Source organism: Pseudomonas sp. LAIL14HWK12:I10 (assembly GCF_900184205.1).
GTDB classification, from domain to species: Bacteria; Pseudomonadota; Gammaproteobacteria; order Pseudomonadales; family Pseudomonadaceae; genus Aquipseudomonas; species Aquipseudomonas kermanshahensis.
In genome coordinates, this window is sequence record NZ_FXWU01000002.1 from 268,071 (window position 1) to 284,107 (window position 16,037).

The following is a 16,037-nucleotide window of genomic DNA, read 5'->3' on the forward strand; positions in this document are numbered from 1 at the left end:
TGGTCGCCAAAAAAATGACGATATAGTTATCATGCAAATCGTTTCAGGTTTTTAACAACAGAGCTAAGAACATTCAATCAAAGTGATAAGAAGATTTTCTCATAACAGATATTGATAATTGACTTATCAGGTCTAAGAGGGCGCGGGCGACGCTGAAGGACCACCGAAATCAAAGCGGCTGAAAGTCTCGTTTTTCAAGGTTTACAGCGAGTTCCAGAACTTTTGCAGCTAAAAAAAAGGCTGGATAGGCGAAATAGATATTTGGCGACAAAAAAATGACGCGCAAGGATTTAGGCCCGCTATGTGTTCATCGAGAGGGTGCTATTACTGGCGCACGCAGCATTGATCACTGCTTGCGCAGGGTCTTTTGCTTGAGGATATAGAGACTGACCAGCACCGCGCTGGTGAGCATGAACGCTCTAGCCCAGAACAGCGGTACCAAGTAGCACGACAGGCCAATGCTGGCCCACATCAGGCTGATGGCGTAGACCTTGCCTTTTAGCGGTATGCCTTCGCCACTGAGGTAATCACGGATCCACGGCCCGAGCTTCGGGTGATGGACCAGCCAGTAGTGAAAGCGGGGCGAGCTGCGCGCGAAACACGCCGCCGCCAGTAGCAGAAAAGGGGTGGTGGGCAACACCGGCAGGAATATCCCCAGCACCCCCAGCGCAACGCTGAGCCAGCCAACGGCCAGCAGCAGGTAGCGCACAGCCGACTCAGTGGTGGCGTGGCTTGAGCAGCGCCGGCTTCTCATCAGGAGCGTGCAGCAGCAGGAACAGCGCGCTGAGTGCTTCCGGGATCTGCACGATCATGTCGTCCTGCAGGTTGGCATTGCTGGCGATGTCGGCGAACTCTGGTTGCTCGTCGAACAGGCCCGAACCGACCATGATCGGCAGCAGCATCTCGCTGACTTCTTCTTCAGCGTTCTCGAACCAGGCCTCTTCACGCAGGAACACGCCCTCCATGAAGCCGATGCACCAGCCGCGCAGGTCGGAATCGTCCGGCTCGTCGGTCAGGTCCAGGTCGCATGGCAGGTCGAATTCTTCGTCGCTGGCCAGTTGACGCGCGATGTGCGCCTTCAGTGCCACCAGGGTCGCTTCGATCTCGGTGCGCTGGGCATCGCTGGCGTAGTGGGGTTCTTCGGCGAACAGGGCGTCGATCCACTCGCGCTCAGGTACGTCCTCGGCATTGATCGACAGGGCCGTGAGGTAGCCGTGAGCGGCGACGTAGTCCAGCGCTTCTTCGTGCAGCTCGTCGGCGTCGAGGAAGGCTTGCAGGCGGGTGAGTTGCTCGGCGAAGGACATTACAGGGCTACCTTGGGGAATAAACGATACCGAATTCTAGCACCTTGCAGCGTTGGCGGGGCAAAGGGAACGTCTGTCACAGCGGCACCCTGCGTGGGTTAGCACTGGGGTATAATCCGCGATTTTTCATCCAGGGGCGGTCTTTGTCGGCCGTCTAGTAAAAACCGCTTACGCATTCGGCGTGTGCGGGGCGGGTTTTTCGTCCAGCCTGTCTCCAGGATGGTACGGCGATTTGTGGAGTTGCACATGCTCGAACAGGCTCAGCGCGTTCTCAAGGATATCTTCGGCTACGACAGTTTCCGTGGGCGCCAGGCAGCAATCATCGAATGCGTGGCCAACGGCGGCGATGCGCTGGTACTGATGCCCACCGGCGGCGGCAAGTCGCTGTGCTTCCAGGTGCCGGGGCTGCTGCGCCCAGGCCTGACCGTGGTGGTTTCGCCGCTGATTGCGTTGATGGACGACCAGGTCGCCACGCTCGACGAGCTTGGCGTGGCTGCGGCCGCACTCAACTCGACGCTGAGCGCCGAGCAGCAACGTGAGCTGGCCGGGCGCATGCGCCGCGGTGAGCTGAAGATGCTGTACCTGGCGCCTGAACGTCTGGTTCAGCCGCGCATGCTCGACTTCCTGCGCGACCTGGACATCTCGCTGTTCGCCATCGACGAGGCCCACTGCGTGTCGCAATGGGGCCACGATTTCCGTCCGGAATACCTGCAGTTGGGCCAACTGGCCGAGCTGTTCCCGCATGTACCGCGCATCGCCCTGACCGCCACCGCCGACATGCGCACCCGCGAAGAGATCGTCCAGCGCCTGCACCTGCAGGGCGCCGAGCGTTTTCTTTCCAGTTTCGACCGGCCCAACATCTTCTACCGCATCGTGCCCAAGGAGGCGCCGCGCAAGCAGCTGATGGCCTTCCTCGGCGAGCGTCGCGGCAACGCAGGCATCGTCTACTGCCTGTCGCGCAAGAAGGTCGACGAGACCGCTGCCTTCCTCTGCGACCAGGGCTTCCCGGCGCTGCCGTATCACGCCGGCCTGGCTGCCGAAACGCGATCCGCCAACCAGCACCGCTTTCTCAACGAGGAAGGCTTGATCATGGTCGCCACCATTGCCTTCGGCATGGGCATCGACAAGCCCAACGTGCGCTTTGTCGCCCACCTCGACCTGCCCAAGTCGCTTGAGGCCTATTACCAGGAGACCGGCCGTGCCGGCCGTGATGGCTTGCCGTCCGATGCCTGGATGGCCTACGGCCTGCAGGACATGGTGATGCTCAAGCAGATGCTGCAAAACTCCGAGGGCGACGAGCGCCACAAGCGCGTCGAGCAGCACAAGCTCGACGCCATGCTGGCCCTGTGTGAAGAAACCCGCTGCCGCCGCCAGTCGTTGCTGGCCTATTTCGACGAAACCCTGGAGCAGCCCTGCGGGCATTGCGACAACTGCATCGACCAAGTGCAGACCTGGGACGCCACCGAACCTGCCCGCCAGGCGCTGTCGGCCGTATTCCGTACCGGCCAGCGCTATGGTGTCGGGCACCTGGTGGACGTGTTGCTGGGCAAGGACACAGAGAAAGTGCGCAATTTCGGCCACGAGAAGCTTTCGGTGTTCGGTGTCGGCAAGTCGCTGGCCGAGGTCGAGTGGCGTTCGTTGTTCCGCCAGCTGGTTGCACGCGGCCTGGTAGATATCGACCTCGAAGGGTACGGGGGCCTGCGCCTTTCCGACAGCTGCCGGCCGCTGTTGCGCGGCGAGGTGACCTTGCAACTGCGCCGCGACCTCAAGCCGCAGACGGTGGCCAAGAGCGCTGGCAGCGGCGGCAGCCCGGCCAGCCAGTTGGTGCGTGCCGAAGAACGCGAGCTGTGGGAGGCGCTGCGTACCTTGCGGCGCAAGCTGGCCGAGGAGCACAGCGTGCCGCCTTACGTCATCTTCCCCGATTCGACGCTGCTCGAAATGCTGCGCAGCCAGCCCGCCAGCCTCAGCGACATGGCCCAGGTCAGCGGCGTGGGTGCGCGCAAGCTGGAGCGCTACGGTCAGGCCTTCCTGGAGGTGCTCAACAACAGCGGTGGCACCGATGAGGCGCCCAAGGTGGTGCTCGACCTGCGCCACGAGCTGGTCAGCCTGGCGCGCGCGGGCATGACCCCCGCGCAGATCGCCGGCCAGCTCAATTGCAGCGAAAAGAACGTGTACAGCCTGCTGGCCGAGGCCATCGGCCGCCAGGAACTGAGCCTCGATCAGGCCCTCGACCTGCCGGAAGACCTGATGATGGAGGTGCAGGACGCTTTCCTCGACGGCGAAGGTGAGCTGCCGCCGGTGTCGACTATCGCGCCCTTATTCGGGCCACGGGTACCGGAGGGGGTGTTGTATTGCATACGTGCAGCATTGGCCGCGGAGTTCGACGTTTAACAGCCGGCAGGTTCGAGGCCAGAACCGCCAACTGCTGACCTTTGTCATGCTTTTTGACGATTATCGAACACTGGCAAGCGCCCGAGCCTTGCCACGTGGTCCGGGGCATGGTTAGCTGCCTAATAATTAGATCTATTCAATGAGTTGCTTATGCCCCTGACCGACAACCAACACCGCTTCGGCATGCAGCTGGCCCAGATGTCCCGGGGCTGGCGTGCCGAGCTGGACCGCCGCCTGGCCGGGTTAAACCTGTCCCAGGCGCGCTGGCTGGTGTTGCTGCACCTGGCCCGTTTCGAAGAAGCACCGACCCAGCGTGAGCTGGCCCAGAGTGTGGGTGTCGAAGGCCCGACCCTGGCGCGCTTGCTCGACAGCCTGGAGGCGCAGGGCTTGGTGCGCAGGCAGGCAGTGCTTGAAGACCGGCGGGCGAAGAAGATTTTGCTGTGCCCACCGGCCAAGCCGCTGATCGAACAGATCGAGACCATTGCCAACGCGCTGCGGGTAGAGCTGTTCACCGGGGTGGATGAGGCGGACCTGGAAGTGTGCATGCGGGTGCATGCGAAGATTCTGGGTAACCTCGAAAAATCCTGATTGCGGGGGCCGGATACGGCCCCATTGATTCAGAAGGTATGCCCCAAGTTCAGGTACACCGCCTGCTCATGCGCACTGTTGGCCCCATAGCTCAAGTTCAACGGCCCCAACGGTGTCTCCAGCCCCAGGAAGATACTCGCCGCATTGATGTAGCCACTGTCGAACTCATTGTCGTTGTTCCACGCCCGCCCACGTTCCAGCGAGCCGCCGATGTACAACGGGAAGTCCAGCGGCACGTAGGCCCGTGGCGTCAGGCGGCGGTAATAGACCATGCGCAGCAAGCTGATGTTCTGCCCCGACACCGAGTCCTGGCGGAACCCTGACAGCTCGCGCGCGCCGCCCATCACGAAGCTTGAGGTCACCACCTCGGCATCATCCAGCGTGCGCCCGTAGCGCCCGCCCAGCACCCAGGTATTCGGGCCACTGCTGATGGCCTTGTCCAGGTTGAACAGCCACTGGCGGTAGTCCTGGTCGGAATCGAGCGATTTGTCGTACTTGCGCAGGGTTAGGCCGATGTCTTCGCCGCTGTGCGGGAAGTACACGTTGTCGAGGGTATCGAACGAGTACTTGAGCTCGTAGAACCCTTCATTGAAGCTGACCTTGGGCAGGTCTTGGTCACCGATACGCACTTCGGCTTCCCCCCAGGCCTTGCCCGCGCCAAGGCGTACTTCGCCATAGGTGCCGATCTGCCGGCCGAGGTTGAGGCCAAAACCATAACGTTCCAGGCGGTACTCGGCGATCGGGTCGTTGTCCAGGGTCGCCTCTATGTTGCGCGAGCCTATGTCCAGGTAGGGCGCGACGAAGTAGCGCGAGCCCACATCCAGCGGCTGATAGAACTCGCTGTAAAGCTCTTGCTGGTCGCCGATCTGGGCGCGGGTCAGCCATTCGGCGCCCAGGCTGTTGATGCCGTTGACCCGGTAGCTGGCGCCGAGGTTGAAGGCGCTGTCGCCGCGCAGGTCATCCGACAGGTTCAGGCCTAGGCGCAAGTAGTCGGTGCCACCGCGTCTGCCGCGGGCATTGATCACCAAGGTGTTATCAGCGCCCTTGTGCACCACGCGGTACTGCACCCGGTCGAAGTAGTCCAGGCCATACAGCGTGCCCATGTCGGTCTGCAGGCGGTCGAGCTCCAGCGGCGCATCGATCGGCTGGCGGATATAGGAGCGGATCACGTCATCGCTGACCTTGGAGTCGTTTTCCACCCGGATCGCAGTGATCACCGGCGTGCGTTGACGCGGCGAGCGGGCAACGGCCAGGCTGCTGTCGCCCTCGGGCTGGCGCAACGCAGCCAGGCGCGGGTCGAGCAGGCGGGTGGCGCGGTAGCCGGCCTCGATCATCTCGCGGGCGCGGCCGAAGTCGGTCACGCCAAACGCGGCCAGCGTCGGCTGGATCAGGATGTCGTCGCGGTGCAGGCTGGCCAATTGTTCTTCAGAGTTGCGCCGGGTCATCAGGGTGATCGACTGGTTCAGCACATCGACCACCGTGGCCAGTTGCTTGCGGTCACGCAGCGGCGTACCGATGTCGACCACGATGGCCAGGTCCACACCCATGTCGCGGGCCACATCCAGCGGGATGTTGTCGACCATGCCGCCATCCACCAGCAAGCGGCCATCCAGCTCGACCGGGGCGAACACCGCGGGGATCGACATGCTGGCGCGGATCACCTGGGGCAGGTGGCCGCGGCGGAACACCACCTTTTCGCCGCTGGCGATATCGGTGGCCACCGCCCGGAAGGGGATGGGCAGTTTGTCGAAATCGCGGGTGTCGGCGGTATGGGCCAGCTTGCTTTCCAGCAGCAGCGCCAGGTTCTGGCCCTGGATCACGCCCAGCGGCAGGCCCAGGCTGCCGTCGTCGCGAAAGCTTAGCTTCTGCTTGACCAGAAAATCACGGTCGTCCTGCTTGCGCCGGAACGGCACGTCCTTGCGCGGTGGCGCATCCGACAAGGCCTGTTGCCAGTCCAGGGTAGTGGCGAGCTTCTCCAGTTCTTCGACGCTGTAACCCGAGGCGTACAGCCCGCCGATCACCGCCCCCATGCTGGTGCCCGCGATGGCGTCGATGTGCACGCCTTGTTCCTCCAGGGCCTTGAGCACGCCGATATGGGCCAGGCCGCGGGCAGCGCCGCCAGAGAGCACCAGGCCAACCTTGGGGCGTACCTGCTCGGCGGCATTGACCGTGGCAGCAACCAGCATCAGCAAAAAACAGAACAGCAAACGGCGCATCGTGAGTCTCAAACCGTGGGCAAAAGACCGCTAGTATAAGCGGCCCCTTACCTGGAGATGCTTCGCAATGGCCATCAGCAAGCCTGAAATCGTCATCACGTATTGCACGCAGTGCCAATGGCTGCTGCGCGCCGCCTGGCTGGCCCAAGAACTGCTCAGCACCTTTGCCGACGACCTTGGTCGGGTAGCGCTGGAGCCGGGTACCGGTGGCATCTTCCGCATCACCTGTGATGGCGTGCAGATTTGGGAGCGCAAGGCCGACGGTGGGTTCCCGGAGGCCAAGGTGCTCAAGCAGCGGGTGCGTGACCAGATCGACCCGCAGCGCGACCTGGGCCACAACGATCGCTGATCAGGCGCCTTCGGCCAGCGGCCGTGGCTTTACGGGTTGTTCGGCGGCCAGGCGGCTGGACAGCACGATGGCGAAAATGATCAGCGCGCCACCCAGCAGCATGCGCACGGTGGGCGTTTCGGCGAACACGGCCCAGGCCACGGCGATGCCGTAGACCGGCTCCATGCCGAACACCACGGCAGCCGTGCGCGCCTTGATCACAGCCAGGCTGGCGACAAACAGGCTGTGGGCCACGCCCGTGCAGAAGACGCCGAGCAGGGCGATCCACAACCAGTCCATCGGCGTCACCGCGCCCAGCCCGGGTGCTGCAAACGGCAACAGGCACAGGCTGACCACAAGGTTTTGCCACAGTGCTGCCTGCACGGCGGGCAAGCGGCCGGAGCCGGCGCGGTTGGTCAGCGACAGCAACGAGAACAACAGCCCCGACAGCAGCGCCCAGAGCAGGCCGCCAGTGGCCTCGCTGGCCAGGTCGAAGGCCGGTGTGACCAGCACCAGGCCGATGCTCACCAGCAGCACCAGCACGGCTTCATTGCGGCGGATGCGTTCGCGGAACAGCAGGCCTTCGAGGATCACGGTAAAGGCTGGGAAGCTGGCGAAGCCCAGGGTGGCGATGGCCACGCCGCCCACCTTGACGGCGATGAAGAAGCTGACCCAGTGCCCCGCCAGCAGCACGCCGCCGAGCAGTAGGCGGCGCACATCCTGGCCACTGAGCCGGTGCCAGCCTTGGCGGGCAAAACTGGCGAACAGGGCCAGGGCCAGGACTGCAAAAACGGCGCGGCCGAAAACGATGATGGCCGGGCTGGCGCTGGCGGCCAGCTTGCCGAAGACGCCGGTAAGGCCGAAGAACAGCGCGCCAATGTGCAGGGCGCCTAGGGCTGTGCGGTGGTTCATGGTGGTCCTTGAGCAAGAGTATGTCAGTACTGGCCCTTTCGCGGGGCAAGCCCGCTCCCACAGGTACGGCGCAACCCCCGAAGCATGTGCGGGCTTGCCCCGCGAAAGGGCCAGTGCAGGCACAGTGTAGGTCTTCAGGCAAACCCGTTCTGTCGCCCAACTAGCGTCCGTTATCGCCAGACTCTCGCCGCAGCGCCAAAGGCGTACAGCCAAACGCCCGCAACATCGCTGCCGAAAACGCACTTTGCGAGCTGTACCCCACCCGCGCCGCAATCTCCCCCATTGGCAGCACCGTCTGCTCCACCAGTTGTCGCGCCTTTAGCAAGCGCCGCTGGCGCATGTAGTCCATCGGCGTCATCGCGCATTCGGCAATAAAGCGTGCATGCAGGCGAGCAGTGGACAATCCGGCCAGGCGCGCCAGGTCGGCGACCTGCAACGGGTAGGCAGCATGTTGCTCGATATGCGCATCGAACGCTGCATAAGGCAGGCGCTGGCTGGCCCTGATGCTGGCGGCTGCCGGCGGCGTAAGGCTGGCCAACAGCAGTGCCGCGCCTTGGCGGGCGATCAGCGGGTCGCCCATGGGGCTGGCCGCCAGCCAGTCCACCAGCTGCTGCTGGCGAGCGTCCAGGCCCAAGGCCGCGGGGCGATCGAGCAGCCGGCGGCTGGCATCGGCATGCTCGCCCAGTTGCTCGCGCAACCAGTGCTCCCCAGGCACATCCAGCACCAGGCAGTCGCTGCCAGCACCGCTGGAGCAGGTGTGGTGCGCACCCGCCGGCACCACCATCAGGGCCTGACGATCTACCCGTGCACCGTGGCCCTGGACCTCGAATTCCAGGCGGCCGCTGAGGCCGAACACCAGTTGCGGGTGTTCGTGGCTGTGGGCGATCAGGCTGTCACGGTAGTGGCGCAGCGAGAGGATCGGGCCTGTGGTCATGGGGGGCGTCCTCGCAGGGCAGACGCGCATTGTGCCTCATTCACTGCAGGCCATCACCCGTCATGGTTTTGCCACAGCGCTGTCATCCGCGCCTGCCAGTCTCCAGCAAACTGCGCCGGAGCCCGCCCATGACCCACGCTGAACTCTCCCGTCCCTCGCGCAAGCAACGTGTGCGCACCGTGTGGATTTCCGATGTGCACCTGGGCACCCGTGACTGCCAGGCCGAGCACCTGTCGCGGTTTCTCAAGGGCTACCAGGCCGACCGCATCTACCTGGTCGGCGATATCATCGATGGCTGGAAGCTGCGTGGCGGCATCTATTGGCCGCAAGCGCACACCAACGTCATCCGGCGCCTGTTGACCATGAGCAAGCGAGGCACCGAGGTCATTTATGTCACCGGCAACCATGACGAATTCCTGCGCCGTTATTCGAAGCTGATGCTGGGTAACATCCAGTTGGTAGATGAGGCCGAGCACCTGACGGCTGATGGGCGCCGCCTGCTGGTGATCCACGGCGACCAGTTCGATGTAATAACCCGCTACCACCGCTGGCTGGCGTTTCTAGGTGACCGCGCGTATGAGTTCACCCTGGTGCTCAACCGTTGGCTCAACCACTGGCGTGCACGTTACGGCTATGGCTACTGGTCGTTGTCGGCTTACCTCAAGCACAAAGTGAAGGGCGCTGTGAGCTTCATCAGCGACTTCGAGGATGCCATTGCCCACGAGTGCACCCGCCGCGGGTTTCAGGGGGTGGTGTGCGGGCACATCCATCATGCCGAGATCCGCAAGGTGGGGGAGGTGGAGTACCTCAATTGCGGGGATTGGGTGGAGTCGTGCACGGCCTTGATCGAGCACTGGGATGGCAGCATCGAGCTGTATCGCCTGGCGGATGCGCAGGCGCGACACGCTGAAGGCCGCAAGGCGGCCCAGGCCAGTTAAAGGCTGATCTTGCCCAGCAAGATGTCACGGAACATGGCGAAATCACCGATCAGGCTGTAAAGCGGATAGGTAAACGTCGCCGGCCGGTTCTTCTCGAAGAAGAAATGCCCGACCCACGCAAAGCCATAGCCAAACAGCGGCACGGCCAGCAGCAGCAACCATTTGCCGCTGCCGATGGTGTACGCCAGCAAGGCAATCACCAGGCTTGTCCCGACAAAATGCAGGCGGCGGCAGGTGGGGTTGCTGTGCTCGCCCAGGTAGTAGGGGTAGAACTCGGCAAAACTGCGAAACTGCGCTGTGCTGTTCATGGCACTGCTCCGGGATTAATACTTCTGGATAAGATGCACGGCGTGGAGCCTGAATCGAGTCTAGAGTCATTGGCGGGGCCTACCAGTGACAATAGGCGCCAATTGAGTATCCTTGGGGTTCACCGCAGGAGCGGTCAGCATAAGAAGCCTGTCATGAGTGAAAGAACCACGTCAGCCAGCTGGGCATCAGGGATCGTCAAGGCACTCGAGCTGGAAGGGCTCGATTGCCCAGCCATGTTCAAGCAACTCGGGCTCGACTTCGCCGCCCTCGACGACCCCGACGCGCGTTTCCCTCAGGATTCCATGACCCGGCTCTGGCAGCTGGCGGTGGAACTGTCGGGCAACGAAGCCATCGGCCTGAACATGGCGCGGGTAGTGCGCCCGGCTTCGTTCCATGTGGTGGGCTATGCGTTGATGTCCAGCCGCACTTTGGCCGAAGGCTTCGAGCGGCTGGTGCGTTACCAGCGCATCATTGCCGAAAGCTCCGACTTGAGCTTCCGCCTTGGCCCTGAGGGCTATTCGCTGATTCTGACCGTGCATGGCGACCATCTGCCGCCGACCCGGCACAGCGCCGAAGCGTCGTTGGCCTGCGCGCTGTCGTTGTGCACCTGGCTCAGCGGGCGGGTCATACAGCCTCGCCGGGTATTGGTGCAGGGGCCGCAGCCGAAGAACATCGAACCCTACAAGGTCGCCTTCCATTCACCGTTAGTGTTCGATGCACCGCACGATGCGCTGGTGTTCGAGCGTGCCGACATGGAAGCGCCACTGCCGACGGCCAACGAGGCCATGGCCATATTGCACGACCGTTTTGCCGGTGAGTACCTGGCGCGCTTTTCGGAAAGCCGGGTCACCCACCGGGTGCGCCAGGTGCTGTGCCGCATCCTGCCCCAGGGCGAGCCCAAGCGTGAAACCCTGGCCCAGGCCCTGCACCTGTCTCAGCGGACCTTGCAGCGGCGCCTGCAAGAGGAGGGCACCAGCTTCCAGACCTTGCTCGACGATACCCGCCGTGAGCTGGCCGAGCAGTACCTGGCCCAGCCCGGCATGACCCTGCTGGAAACCGCCTACCTGCTGGGTTTCGCCGACCCGAGCAATTTCTACCGCGCGTTCCGCCGCTGGTTTGATGCCACCCCCAGCGAATACCGCGCCCGCCTGGGCGCGGAGCCTGAAGGGGTCAGTGACGCCAGAACGCCGGCATGCACAACACTAGCACCGTGATGATCTCCAGCCGGCCGAGCAGCATGCCGCCGGCGAGGATCCACTTGGCGGCGTCCGGCAGCGTCGCATAGTTGCCGGCTGGGCCGATCACTTCGCCCAGCCCTGGGCCTACGCCCGACACGGTGCCGGCAGCACCGGTCAGCGCGGTCATCCAGTCCACGCCCAGCAGCGACAGCAGCAGCGCCATCACGCAGATGGTGATCGCGAAAAAGAACGAGAACGTCAGGATCGAGCGCACGATTTCTTCGTCGAGGCGGTGCCCGTTGTACTTCTGCTTGATCACCGCGCGCGGGTGGATCAACTGATTAAGGCTGGCCTTGAGCAGGATGTAGGCGACCTGGAAGCGGAAGATCTTGATACCGCCTGCGGTCGAGCCGGAGCAGCCGCCGACGAAGCCCAGGTAGAAGAACAGCATCAGCGAGAAATTGCCCCACAGGCTGTAGTCGCCCAGGGCGAAGCCGGTGGTGGTGACCACCGAGGTCACGTTCAGCGCCACGTGGCGCAAGGCATCCAGCCAGTGCAGGTTGGTGGTGGCCCAATACCAGGTACCCAGCACGACCCAGGTGACCACCAACATGCCGAGCAACCCCTGAACCTGCTGGTCACGGATCAACGCCCGGCGGTTGCCGCGCAGGGTGGCCACATACAAGGTGAAGGGCAGGCTGCCGAGGATCATCACCACCACCGCGACCCAATGCACAGCAGGGATATCCCATTTCGCCAACGACTGGTCGGAGGTCGAGAAGCCCCCGGTGGAAATCGCCGACATGGCGTGGTTGATGGCATCGAATGGCCGCATGCCGGCCCACCAGAAGGCCAGCGCGCCGAGCACGGAGAAACCGACGTACACGCCGACGATCGACTTGGCGACCATGTGTGAACGCGGCATGACCTTTTCGGAGCGGTCCGAGGACTCGGTCTGGAACAGGCGCATGCCACCAATGCGCAGCAGCGGCAGGATCGCCACGGCCATGGCGATAAAGCCGATGCCGCCAAGCCAGTGCAGCATCGAGCGCCACATCAAGATCCCCGGCGACATGCTGTCCAGGCCGCTGAGCACCGTGGCGCCAGTCGCGGTGATGCCGGACATGCTCTCGAAGAAGGCGTCGGTGTAACTGATGTGTTGCGTCAACAGGAACGGCAAGGCCGCGAACACGCACACCACCAGCCAGCTGCTGACGGTCAGCAGGTACATGTCGCGCGGGCGCAGGTGCACGTGCTCGGGCCGGCCCTGCACGACCATGAGCAGGCCGGCGATGAAGGTGATCAGGCTGGACCAGAGGAACGACGGCATGTCGCCAGTGCGCTCGAAGATCACCAGGGTCGCCATGGGCACGACCATGCTGACGGCCAGGGTGATCAGGAAGATGCCGATGATGAAACCAATGATCCTTAAGGTCGGCAACGCCATGTGATCTGCTCTGACTCTGAACGGAAGGGCGCCATTCTACCTATGGGTCTGGTGATGTAAACGCTAGAATGGCCGCACATTCACCTGCCAGGAGGGTAGCCGATGGAGGCTCTCGACGCATTGCTCAACCGTGTTTCCGTGCCACGTCTGACCGACCCCGCGCCAAATGATGCCCAGCGTGAGGCGTTGTTCCAGGCTGCATTGCGTGCACCGGACCACGGCCAGCTGCGCCCGTGGCGGTTCCTGACCATCGAAGGCCAGGGCCGTGAGAAGCTGGGCGAGCTGTTCGCCGAAGCGGTGCAGCACAAGGGCGATGCCAGCCAGGCAGCGCTGGACAAGGCACGTGCCATGCCGCTGCGTGCGCCGTTGCTGATTGTGGTGATCGCCAAGCTGCAGGACCATTTCAAGGTGCCCAAGTCCGAGCAGCGCCTGGCGGCCGGGTGTGCGGCCCACGGTATTCTGATCGCGGCGCATGCCCAGGGTGTCGGTGCGGTGTGGCGTACCGGTGACATGGCGTTCGATGCGCATGTGCACAAAGGGCTGGGGTTGGCCGAGCATGAGGAGTTGATCGGTTACCTGTATGTCGGCACGCCGGTGAACGAGCCGCGTACCGCGCCCGTGCTGGACACTGCTGATTTTGTCAGTGCCTGGGGCGAGTAAACGCTGAGAGGGTTGGGGCCGCTATCGCGTAACCCGTGTAGGAGCAGCCTTGTGCTGCGAATGGGGCGCAAAGCGGCCCCGCCCCAGGCTCAACCAACAACCTGTGCCACAGGCAACTCCAGCCGTGCCACAAATCCCCCTTGCGGATGGTTCGCCAGCACCAGGCTGCCGCCATGGCGCTCGGCCGCCTTGCGCGCAATCGCCAGCCCCAATCCATGCCCAGCGGCTTGCTGCCCCGGGGCGCGGAAAAACGGCTCACCCAGCTGCGCCAGGTGTTCTGCCGCCACCCCAGGCCCATGGTCACGCACGCTCAGCACGATGCGGCCCTGCTCACGCTCGGCGCTGACTTCGATCGGCTGCCCGACCGGGTTGAAGCGCAAGGCATTGCGCAGCAGATTGTCGACGGCGCGCTCGATCAAGGTTGGCCAACCCTGCAAGGTCAGCCCAGGTTGCGCCTGCAGGCGGACCTCCTGCTCCGGCGCGCTGAGCAACGCATCCTTGCGCACGCCGCCCAGCAAGGCGTTGAGGTCGACCGGCTCGGCATGCGCCTGCTCGGCATCGACACGGGCCAGGGCAAGGATTTCGCTGATCAGGTCTTCCAGCCGGTCGCATTCGCGGGTCAGGCGCGGCCACAGCGCCTGACGCTGCTCGGGCTCAGCCCGTTCGGCCAAGGCCAGCGCGATACGCAGCCTCGCCAGCGGTGAGCGCAGTTCATGGGAGACGTCGCGCAGCAACTGGCGCTGGCTGCCGATGGTGCTCTGCAGGCGGGCACCCATCTTGTTGAAGTCGTTGGCCAAGACCCCGAACTCGTCGCGCCGGGCGGCCAGGCGCGCCAGGCTGTTCTGTTGGTAGCTGGTCTGGCCGAGGTCGTGCACTGCGCTGCGCAGGCGGCTCAAGGGGCGGGTGATGGACAGGGTCACCAACAGGCTGAACAAGGTCAGTACCACCAAGGCGATGCCCAGTGCACTGAGTGGCCAGAGCAGGCTCTCGCGGTGCCACGCGTCCAGTTCGGGGTGCGGGATCCGGTAAATCAGCAGGTACGTCTCACCGCTGTAGGGGCTGGTGTATTCCTCGGTCAGGCGCCGCCACGGCAAGCGCCGCTCGTCATTGTGCTGGCGCGCCTCGAAGGCCGCTGCGCGGCGCGGGAAGGTGCCGGGCACCACCGCCTCGCCGCTGTCGTCGAGCACTTGCACATCGATCTTGAAGCGCTGCTTGCGGCGTTCGAGGAACTGCTGCGCCGAGGCCGTGCCTTCCTGTTCGTAGTGCTTGGCCCAGTGGCTGGCGAGGGTGTTGAGGCCCGGGTGGCGGCTGAGGATCCAGGCGTCCTGGTTGAGCATGTGGCCCAACAGGATCGACAGCCCGGCAACCAGGGTAATGGCCAGCCAGAAACTGGCCAGGATGCGCCAGAACAGTGAACGCAAGTGCACCTCCTGCAAACGGGAAAAGCCCGGCCCGCAGGGGTGCGGGCCGGGCGTCGGGCGGTTAGCTTACTGGGCCTTCGCGGCTTTTTCAGCTTTCCAGGCCTGGAACGCTTGCCATTCGGCTTTCTTCGCAGCCCGCTCTTTCTGCAGTTCGTCGAACTGCTTTTGTTGCTCAGGCTTGAGCAGGGCGCGGACCTGGCTGTCGGTCTTGTCGTGGCTGGCCTTGAGTTCATCCTGCATGGCCTTCTGGTCGGCGGCAGGCAGCTTGGACAGGTAGCGCTCGGTGATGTCGCGGCGTTGCTTCATCTGCTCGCCCATCAGCTTGCCGATCTGCTGACGCTGGTCGCGGCTCAGGTCCAGTTGGGCGAAAGGCGCATCACCGCGATGATGCGGGCCGTCGTGACGCGGGCCGCCTTCAGGCATGGCCATGGCCACGGTCGGCAGGGCGGCGGCGAACATCAGGGCGATAAGGGTCTTGCGCATGGTGTCTCTCCTTTCATAGGCCGGTGGTTACCGGATGAGCACAGTCTACGCAGCTCACCGTCAAGGGCGGTCAGGGGAGGGTAAAGGCTGGGTAAAGATGGTGGCTGAGATTTTGGGGCCGCTGCGCAGCCCCAGCGATCTCACGAGCTGTAGTAATAGCCCCGGCTACGCAACGCAACGATGCGCGGGCGGCCATCGGCATGGGGCCCGATTTTCTTGCGCAGGTTGCTGACGTGCATGTCCAGGCTGCGGTCATACAGGGTCAGCTTGCGGCCAAGACCAATCTGCGCCAGTTCCTGCTTGTCCAGCGGTTCACCGGGCTGGCGCAGCAGGGCTTCGAGGATGCGGCTTTCGGACAGGGTCAGGGTCATCTCGCGGCCATCGATGCTGGCCACCCCACGTGCCGGGCTGTAGATCAGGTCGCCAATCTCTACCTGGGTGGTGGTGGCGGCCGGGTGGCTGCGGCGCAACACGGCGCGCAGGCGGGCAGTGAGCTCGCGGGGGTCGCAGGGTTTGGCCAGGTAATCGTCGGCGCCCAGTTCGAGGCCAAGGATGCGGTCCAGCGGCTCGCCGCGCGCCGACAGCATCAGCACCGGCAGCTCGGCATGGTCATTGCGCAGTTGTTTGAGCAGCTCCAGGCCGCTGCCGTCAGGCAGCATCACATCCAGCACCACCGCCGCTGGCGCATGCGCGGCCAGGGCCTGACGAGCGCTCAGGCCATCGTGGCAGGCACGTACAGAAAAACCTTCCTGGGTCAGCCAGCTGCCGAGCAGCTCGCACAGCTCCTGGTCATCATCAATCAGTAACAGCTCACTCATGACTCACTCAACTCAACCATCGACGGCGTCATATTGGTCCGCCAGTGGCAAAGATACCGCAGACTGATGGCAAGTGTGTAACCAGCAGCACCGCGTGGCCTGCTTTCGCG

At 63.8% G+C, this 16,037-nt stretch carries 16 protein-coding genes; 6 read left to right on the plus strand and 10 right to left on the minus strand.

Annotation, left to right across the window (positions count from 1 at the left end; translation table 11 throughout):
* Positions 1-346: 346 nt before the first annotated feature.
* Positions 347-709, minus strand: coding sequence for a YbaN family protein (locus tag QOS90_RS05140; RefSeq protein ID WP_085272474.1), 363 nt, complete (start codon positions 707-709; stop codon positions 347-349).
* A gap of 7 nt (positions 710-716) precedes the next feature.
* Complete coding sequence (locus tag QOS90_RS05145; protein WP_027593121.1) at positions 717-1,304, minus strand: YecA/YgfB family protein; 588 nt, start codon at positions 1,302-1,304, stop codon at positions 717-719.
* Between the two features lie 246 nt (positions 1,305-1,550).
* Between QOS90_RS05145 and recQ the strand changes: the two genes are divergently transcribed.
* On the plus strand, positions 1,551-3,695 hold the full coding sequence (gene recQ, locus QOS90_RS05150) for a DNA helicase RecQ (RefSeq protein ID WP_085272475.1): 2,145 nt from the start codon (positions 1,551-1,553) through the stop codon (positions 3,693-3,695).
* Between the two features lie 150 nt (positions 3,696-3,845).
* On the plus strand, positions 3,846-4,283 hold the full coding sequence (locus QOS90_RS05155) for a MarR family transcriptional regulator (protein ID WP_027593119.1): 438 nt from the start codon (positions 3,846-3,848) through the stop codon (positions 4,281-4,283).
* 29 nt (positions 4,284-4,312) lie between these two features.
* On the opposite strand, the gene QOS90_RS05160 is transcribed toward QOS90_RS05155, so the two are convergent.
* Positions 4,313-6,499, minus strand: coding sequence for a patatin-like phospholipase family protein (locus QOS90_RS05160; RefSeq protein WP_027593118.1), 2,187 nt, complete (start codon positions 6,497-6,499; stop codon positions 4,313-4,315).
* A gap of 67 nt (positions 6,500-6,566) precedes the next feature.
* Here QOS90_RS05160 and QOS90_RS05165 point away from each other — a divergent pair, with 67 nt between their 5' ends.
* Positions 6,567-6,848 carry an Rdx family protein gene (locus QOS90_RS05165; RefSeq protein WP_027593117.1) on the plus strand — a complete coding sequence of 94 codons (282 nt, stop codon included), beginning with the start codon at positions 6,567-6,569 and terminating at the stop codon, positions 6,846-6,848.
* On the opposite strand, the gene QOS90_RS05170 is transcribed toward QOS90_RS05165, so the two are convergent.
* Positions 6,849-7,739 (minus strand): DMT family transporter, encoded by an 891-nt coding sequence (locus QOS90_RS05170; RefSeq protein ID WP_027593116.1) that lies wholly within the window; start codon positions 7,737-7,739, stop codon positions 6,849-6,851.
* 160 nt (positions 7,740-7,899) lie between these two features.
* Entirely contained in the window at positions 7,900-8,673 is a 774-nt protein-coding gene (locus QOS90_RS05175; RefSeq protein ID WP_085272476.1) for an AraC family transcriptional regulator, read from the minus strand.
* 128 nt (positions 8,674-8,801) lie between these two features.
* Here QOS90_RS05175 and QOS90_RS05180 point away from each other — a divergent pair, with 128 nt between their 5' ends.
* On the plus strand, positions 8,802-9,611 hold the full coding sequence (locus QOS90_RS05180) for a UDP-2,3-diacylglucosamine diphosphatase (RefSeq protein ID WP_085272477.1): 810 nt from the start codon (positions 8,802-8,804) through the stop codon (positions 9,609-9,611).
* On the opposite strand, the gene QOS90_RS05185 is transcribed toward QOS90_RS05180, so the two are convergent.
* Positions 9,608-9,919 carry an Mpo1-like protein gene (locus QOS90_RS05185; protein WP_027593113.1) on the minus strand — a complete coding sequence of 104 codons (312 nt, stop codon included), beginning with the start codon at positions 9,917-9,919 and terminating at the stop codon, positions 9,608-9,610. The genes QOS90_RS05180 and QOS90_RS05185 overlap by 4 nt on opposite strands.
* A gap of 153 nt (positions 9,920-10,072) precedes the next feature.
* Here QOS90_RS05185 and QOS90_RS05190 point away from each other — a divergent pair, with 153 nt between their 5' ends.
* Positions 10,073-11,134 carry an AraC family transcriptional regulator gene (locus QOS90_RS05190; protein WP_027593112.1) on the plus strand — a complete coding sequence of 354 codons (1,062 nt, stop codon included), beginning with the start codon at positions 10,073-10,075 and terminating at the stop codon, positions 11,132-11,134.
* Here QOS90_RS05190 and QOS90_RS05195 read toward each other — a convergent pair.
* Positions 11,091-12,545 (minus strand): TrkH family potassium uptake protein, encoded by a 1,455-nt coding sequence (locus tag QOS90_RS05195; protein ID WP_085272478.1) that lies wholly within the window; start codon positions 12,543-12,545, stop codon positions 11,091-11,093. The two genes, QOS90_RS05190 and QOS90_RS05195, sit on opposite strands and share 44 nt — an antisense overlap.
* A gap of 102 nt (positions 12,546-12,647) precedes the next feature.
* Here QOS90_RS05195 and QOS90_RS05200 point away from each other — a divergent pair, with 102 nt between their 5' ends.
* Positions 12,648-13,205 (plus strand): NAD(P)H nitroreductase, encoded by a 558-nt coding sequence (locus tag QOS90_RS05200; protein ID WP_027593110.1) that lies wholly within the window; start codon positions 12,648-12,650, stop codon positions 13,203-13,205.
* 89 nt (positions 13,206-13,294) lie between these two features.
* On the opposite strand, the gene QOS90_RS05205 is transcribed toward QOS90_RS05200, so the two are convergent.
* The 3 genes from QOS90_RS05205 to QOS90_RS05215 form a co-directional block, all read right to left on the minus strand.
* Positions 13,295-14,632 carry a sensor histidine kinase gene (locus QOS90_RS05205; RefSeq protein ID WP_027593109.1) on the minus strand — a complete coding sequence of 446 codons (1,338 nt, stop codon included), beginning with the start codon at positions 14,630-14,632 and terminating at the stop codon, positions 13,295-13,297.
* 60 nt (positions 14,633-14,692) lie between these two features.
* Positions 14,693-15,109: a Spy/CpxP family protein refolding chaperone gene (locus QOS90_RS05210; protein ID WP_027593108.1), complete on the minus strand. Its 417-nt coding sequence runs from the start codon at positions 15,107-15,109 to the stop codon at positions 14,693-14,695.
* A gap of 140 nt (positions 15,110-15,249) precedes the next feature.
* Positions 15,250-15,927 (minus strand): response regulator transcription factor, encoded by a 678-nt coding sequence (locus QOS90_RS05215; RefSeq protein WP_085272479.1) that lies wholly within the window; start codon positions 15,925-15,927, stop codon positions 15,250-15,252.
* Between the last annotated feature and the right edge of the window lie 110 nt (positions 15,928-16,037).

Excerpts from the sequence above, each read along its gene's own strand:
- QOS90_RS05145 (WP_027593121.1), bottom strand. The coding sequence starts at position 1,304 with ATGTCCTTCGCCGAGCAACTCACCCGCCTGCAAGCCTTCCTCGACGCC.
- recQ (WP_085272475.1), top strand. The coding sequence starts at position 1,551 with ATGCTCGAACAGGCTCAGCGCGTTCTCAAGGATATCTTCGGCTACGAC.
- QOS90_RS05155 (WP_027593119.1), top strand. The coding sequence starts at position 3,846 with ATGCCCCTGACCGACAACCAACACCGCTTCGGCATGCAGCTGGCCCAG.
- QOS90_RS05160 (WP_027593118.1), bottom strand. The coding sequence starts at position 6,499 with ATGCGCCGTTTGCTGTTCTGTTTTTTGCTGATGCTGGTTGCTGCCACG.
- QOS90_RS05165 (WP_027593117.1), top strand. The coding sequence starts at position 6,567 with ATGGCCATCAGCAAGCCTGAAATCGTCATCACGTATTGCACGCAGTGC.
- QOS90_RS05170 (WP_027593116.1), bottom strand. The coding sequence starts at position 7,739 with ATGAACCACCGCACAGCCCTAGGCGCCCTGCACATTGGCGCGCTGTTC.
- QOS90_RS05175 (WP_085272476.1), bottom strand. The coding sequence starts at position 8,673 with ATGACCACAGGCCCGATCCTCTCGCTGCGCCACTACCGTGACAGCCTG.
- QOS90_RS05180 (WP_085272477.1), top strand. The coding sequence starts at position 8,802 with ATGACCCACGCTGAACTCTCCCGTCCCTCGCGCAAGCAACGTGTGCGC.
- QOS90_RS05185 (WP_027593113.1), bottom strand. The coding sequence starts at position 9,919 with ATGAACAGCACAGCGCAGTTTCGCAGTTTTGCCGAGTTCTACCCCTAC.
- QOS90_RS05190 (WP_027593112.1), top strand. The coding sequence starts at position 10,073 with ATGAGTGAAAGAACCACGTCAGCCAGCTGGGCATCAGGGATCGTCAAG.
- QOS90_RS05195 (WP_085272478.1), bottom strand. The coding sequence starts at position 12,545 with ATGGCGTTGCCGACCTTAAGGATCATTGGTTTCATCATCGGCATCTTC.
- QOS90_RS05200 (WP_027593110.1), top strand. The coding sequence starts at position 12,648 with ATGGAGGCTCTCGACGCATTGCTCAACCGTGTTTCCGTGCCACGTCTG.
- QOS90_RS05210 (WP_027593108.1), bottom strand. The coding sequence starts at position 15,109 with ATGCGCAAGACCCTTATCGCCCTGATGTTCGCCGCCGCCCTGCCGACC.
- QOS90_RS05215 (WP_085272479.1), bottom strand. The coding sequence starts at position 15,927 with ATGAGTGAGCTGTTACTGATTGATGATGACCAGGAGCTGTGCGAGCTG.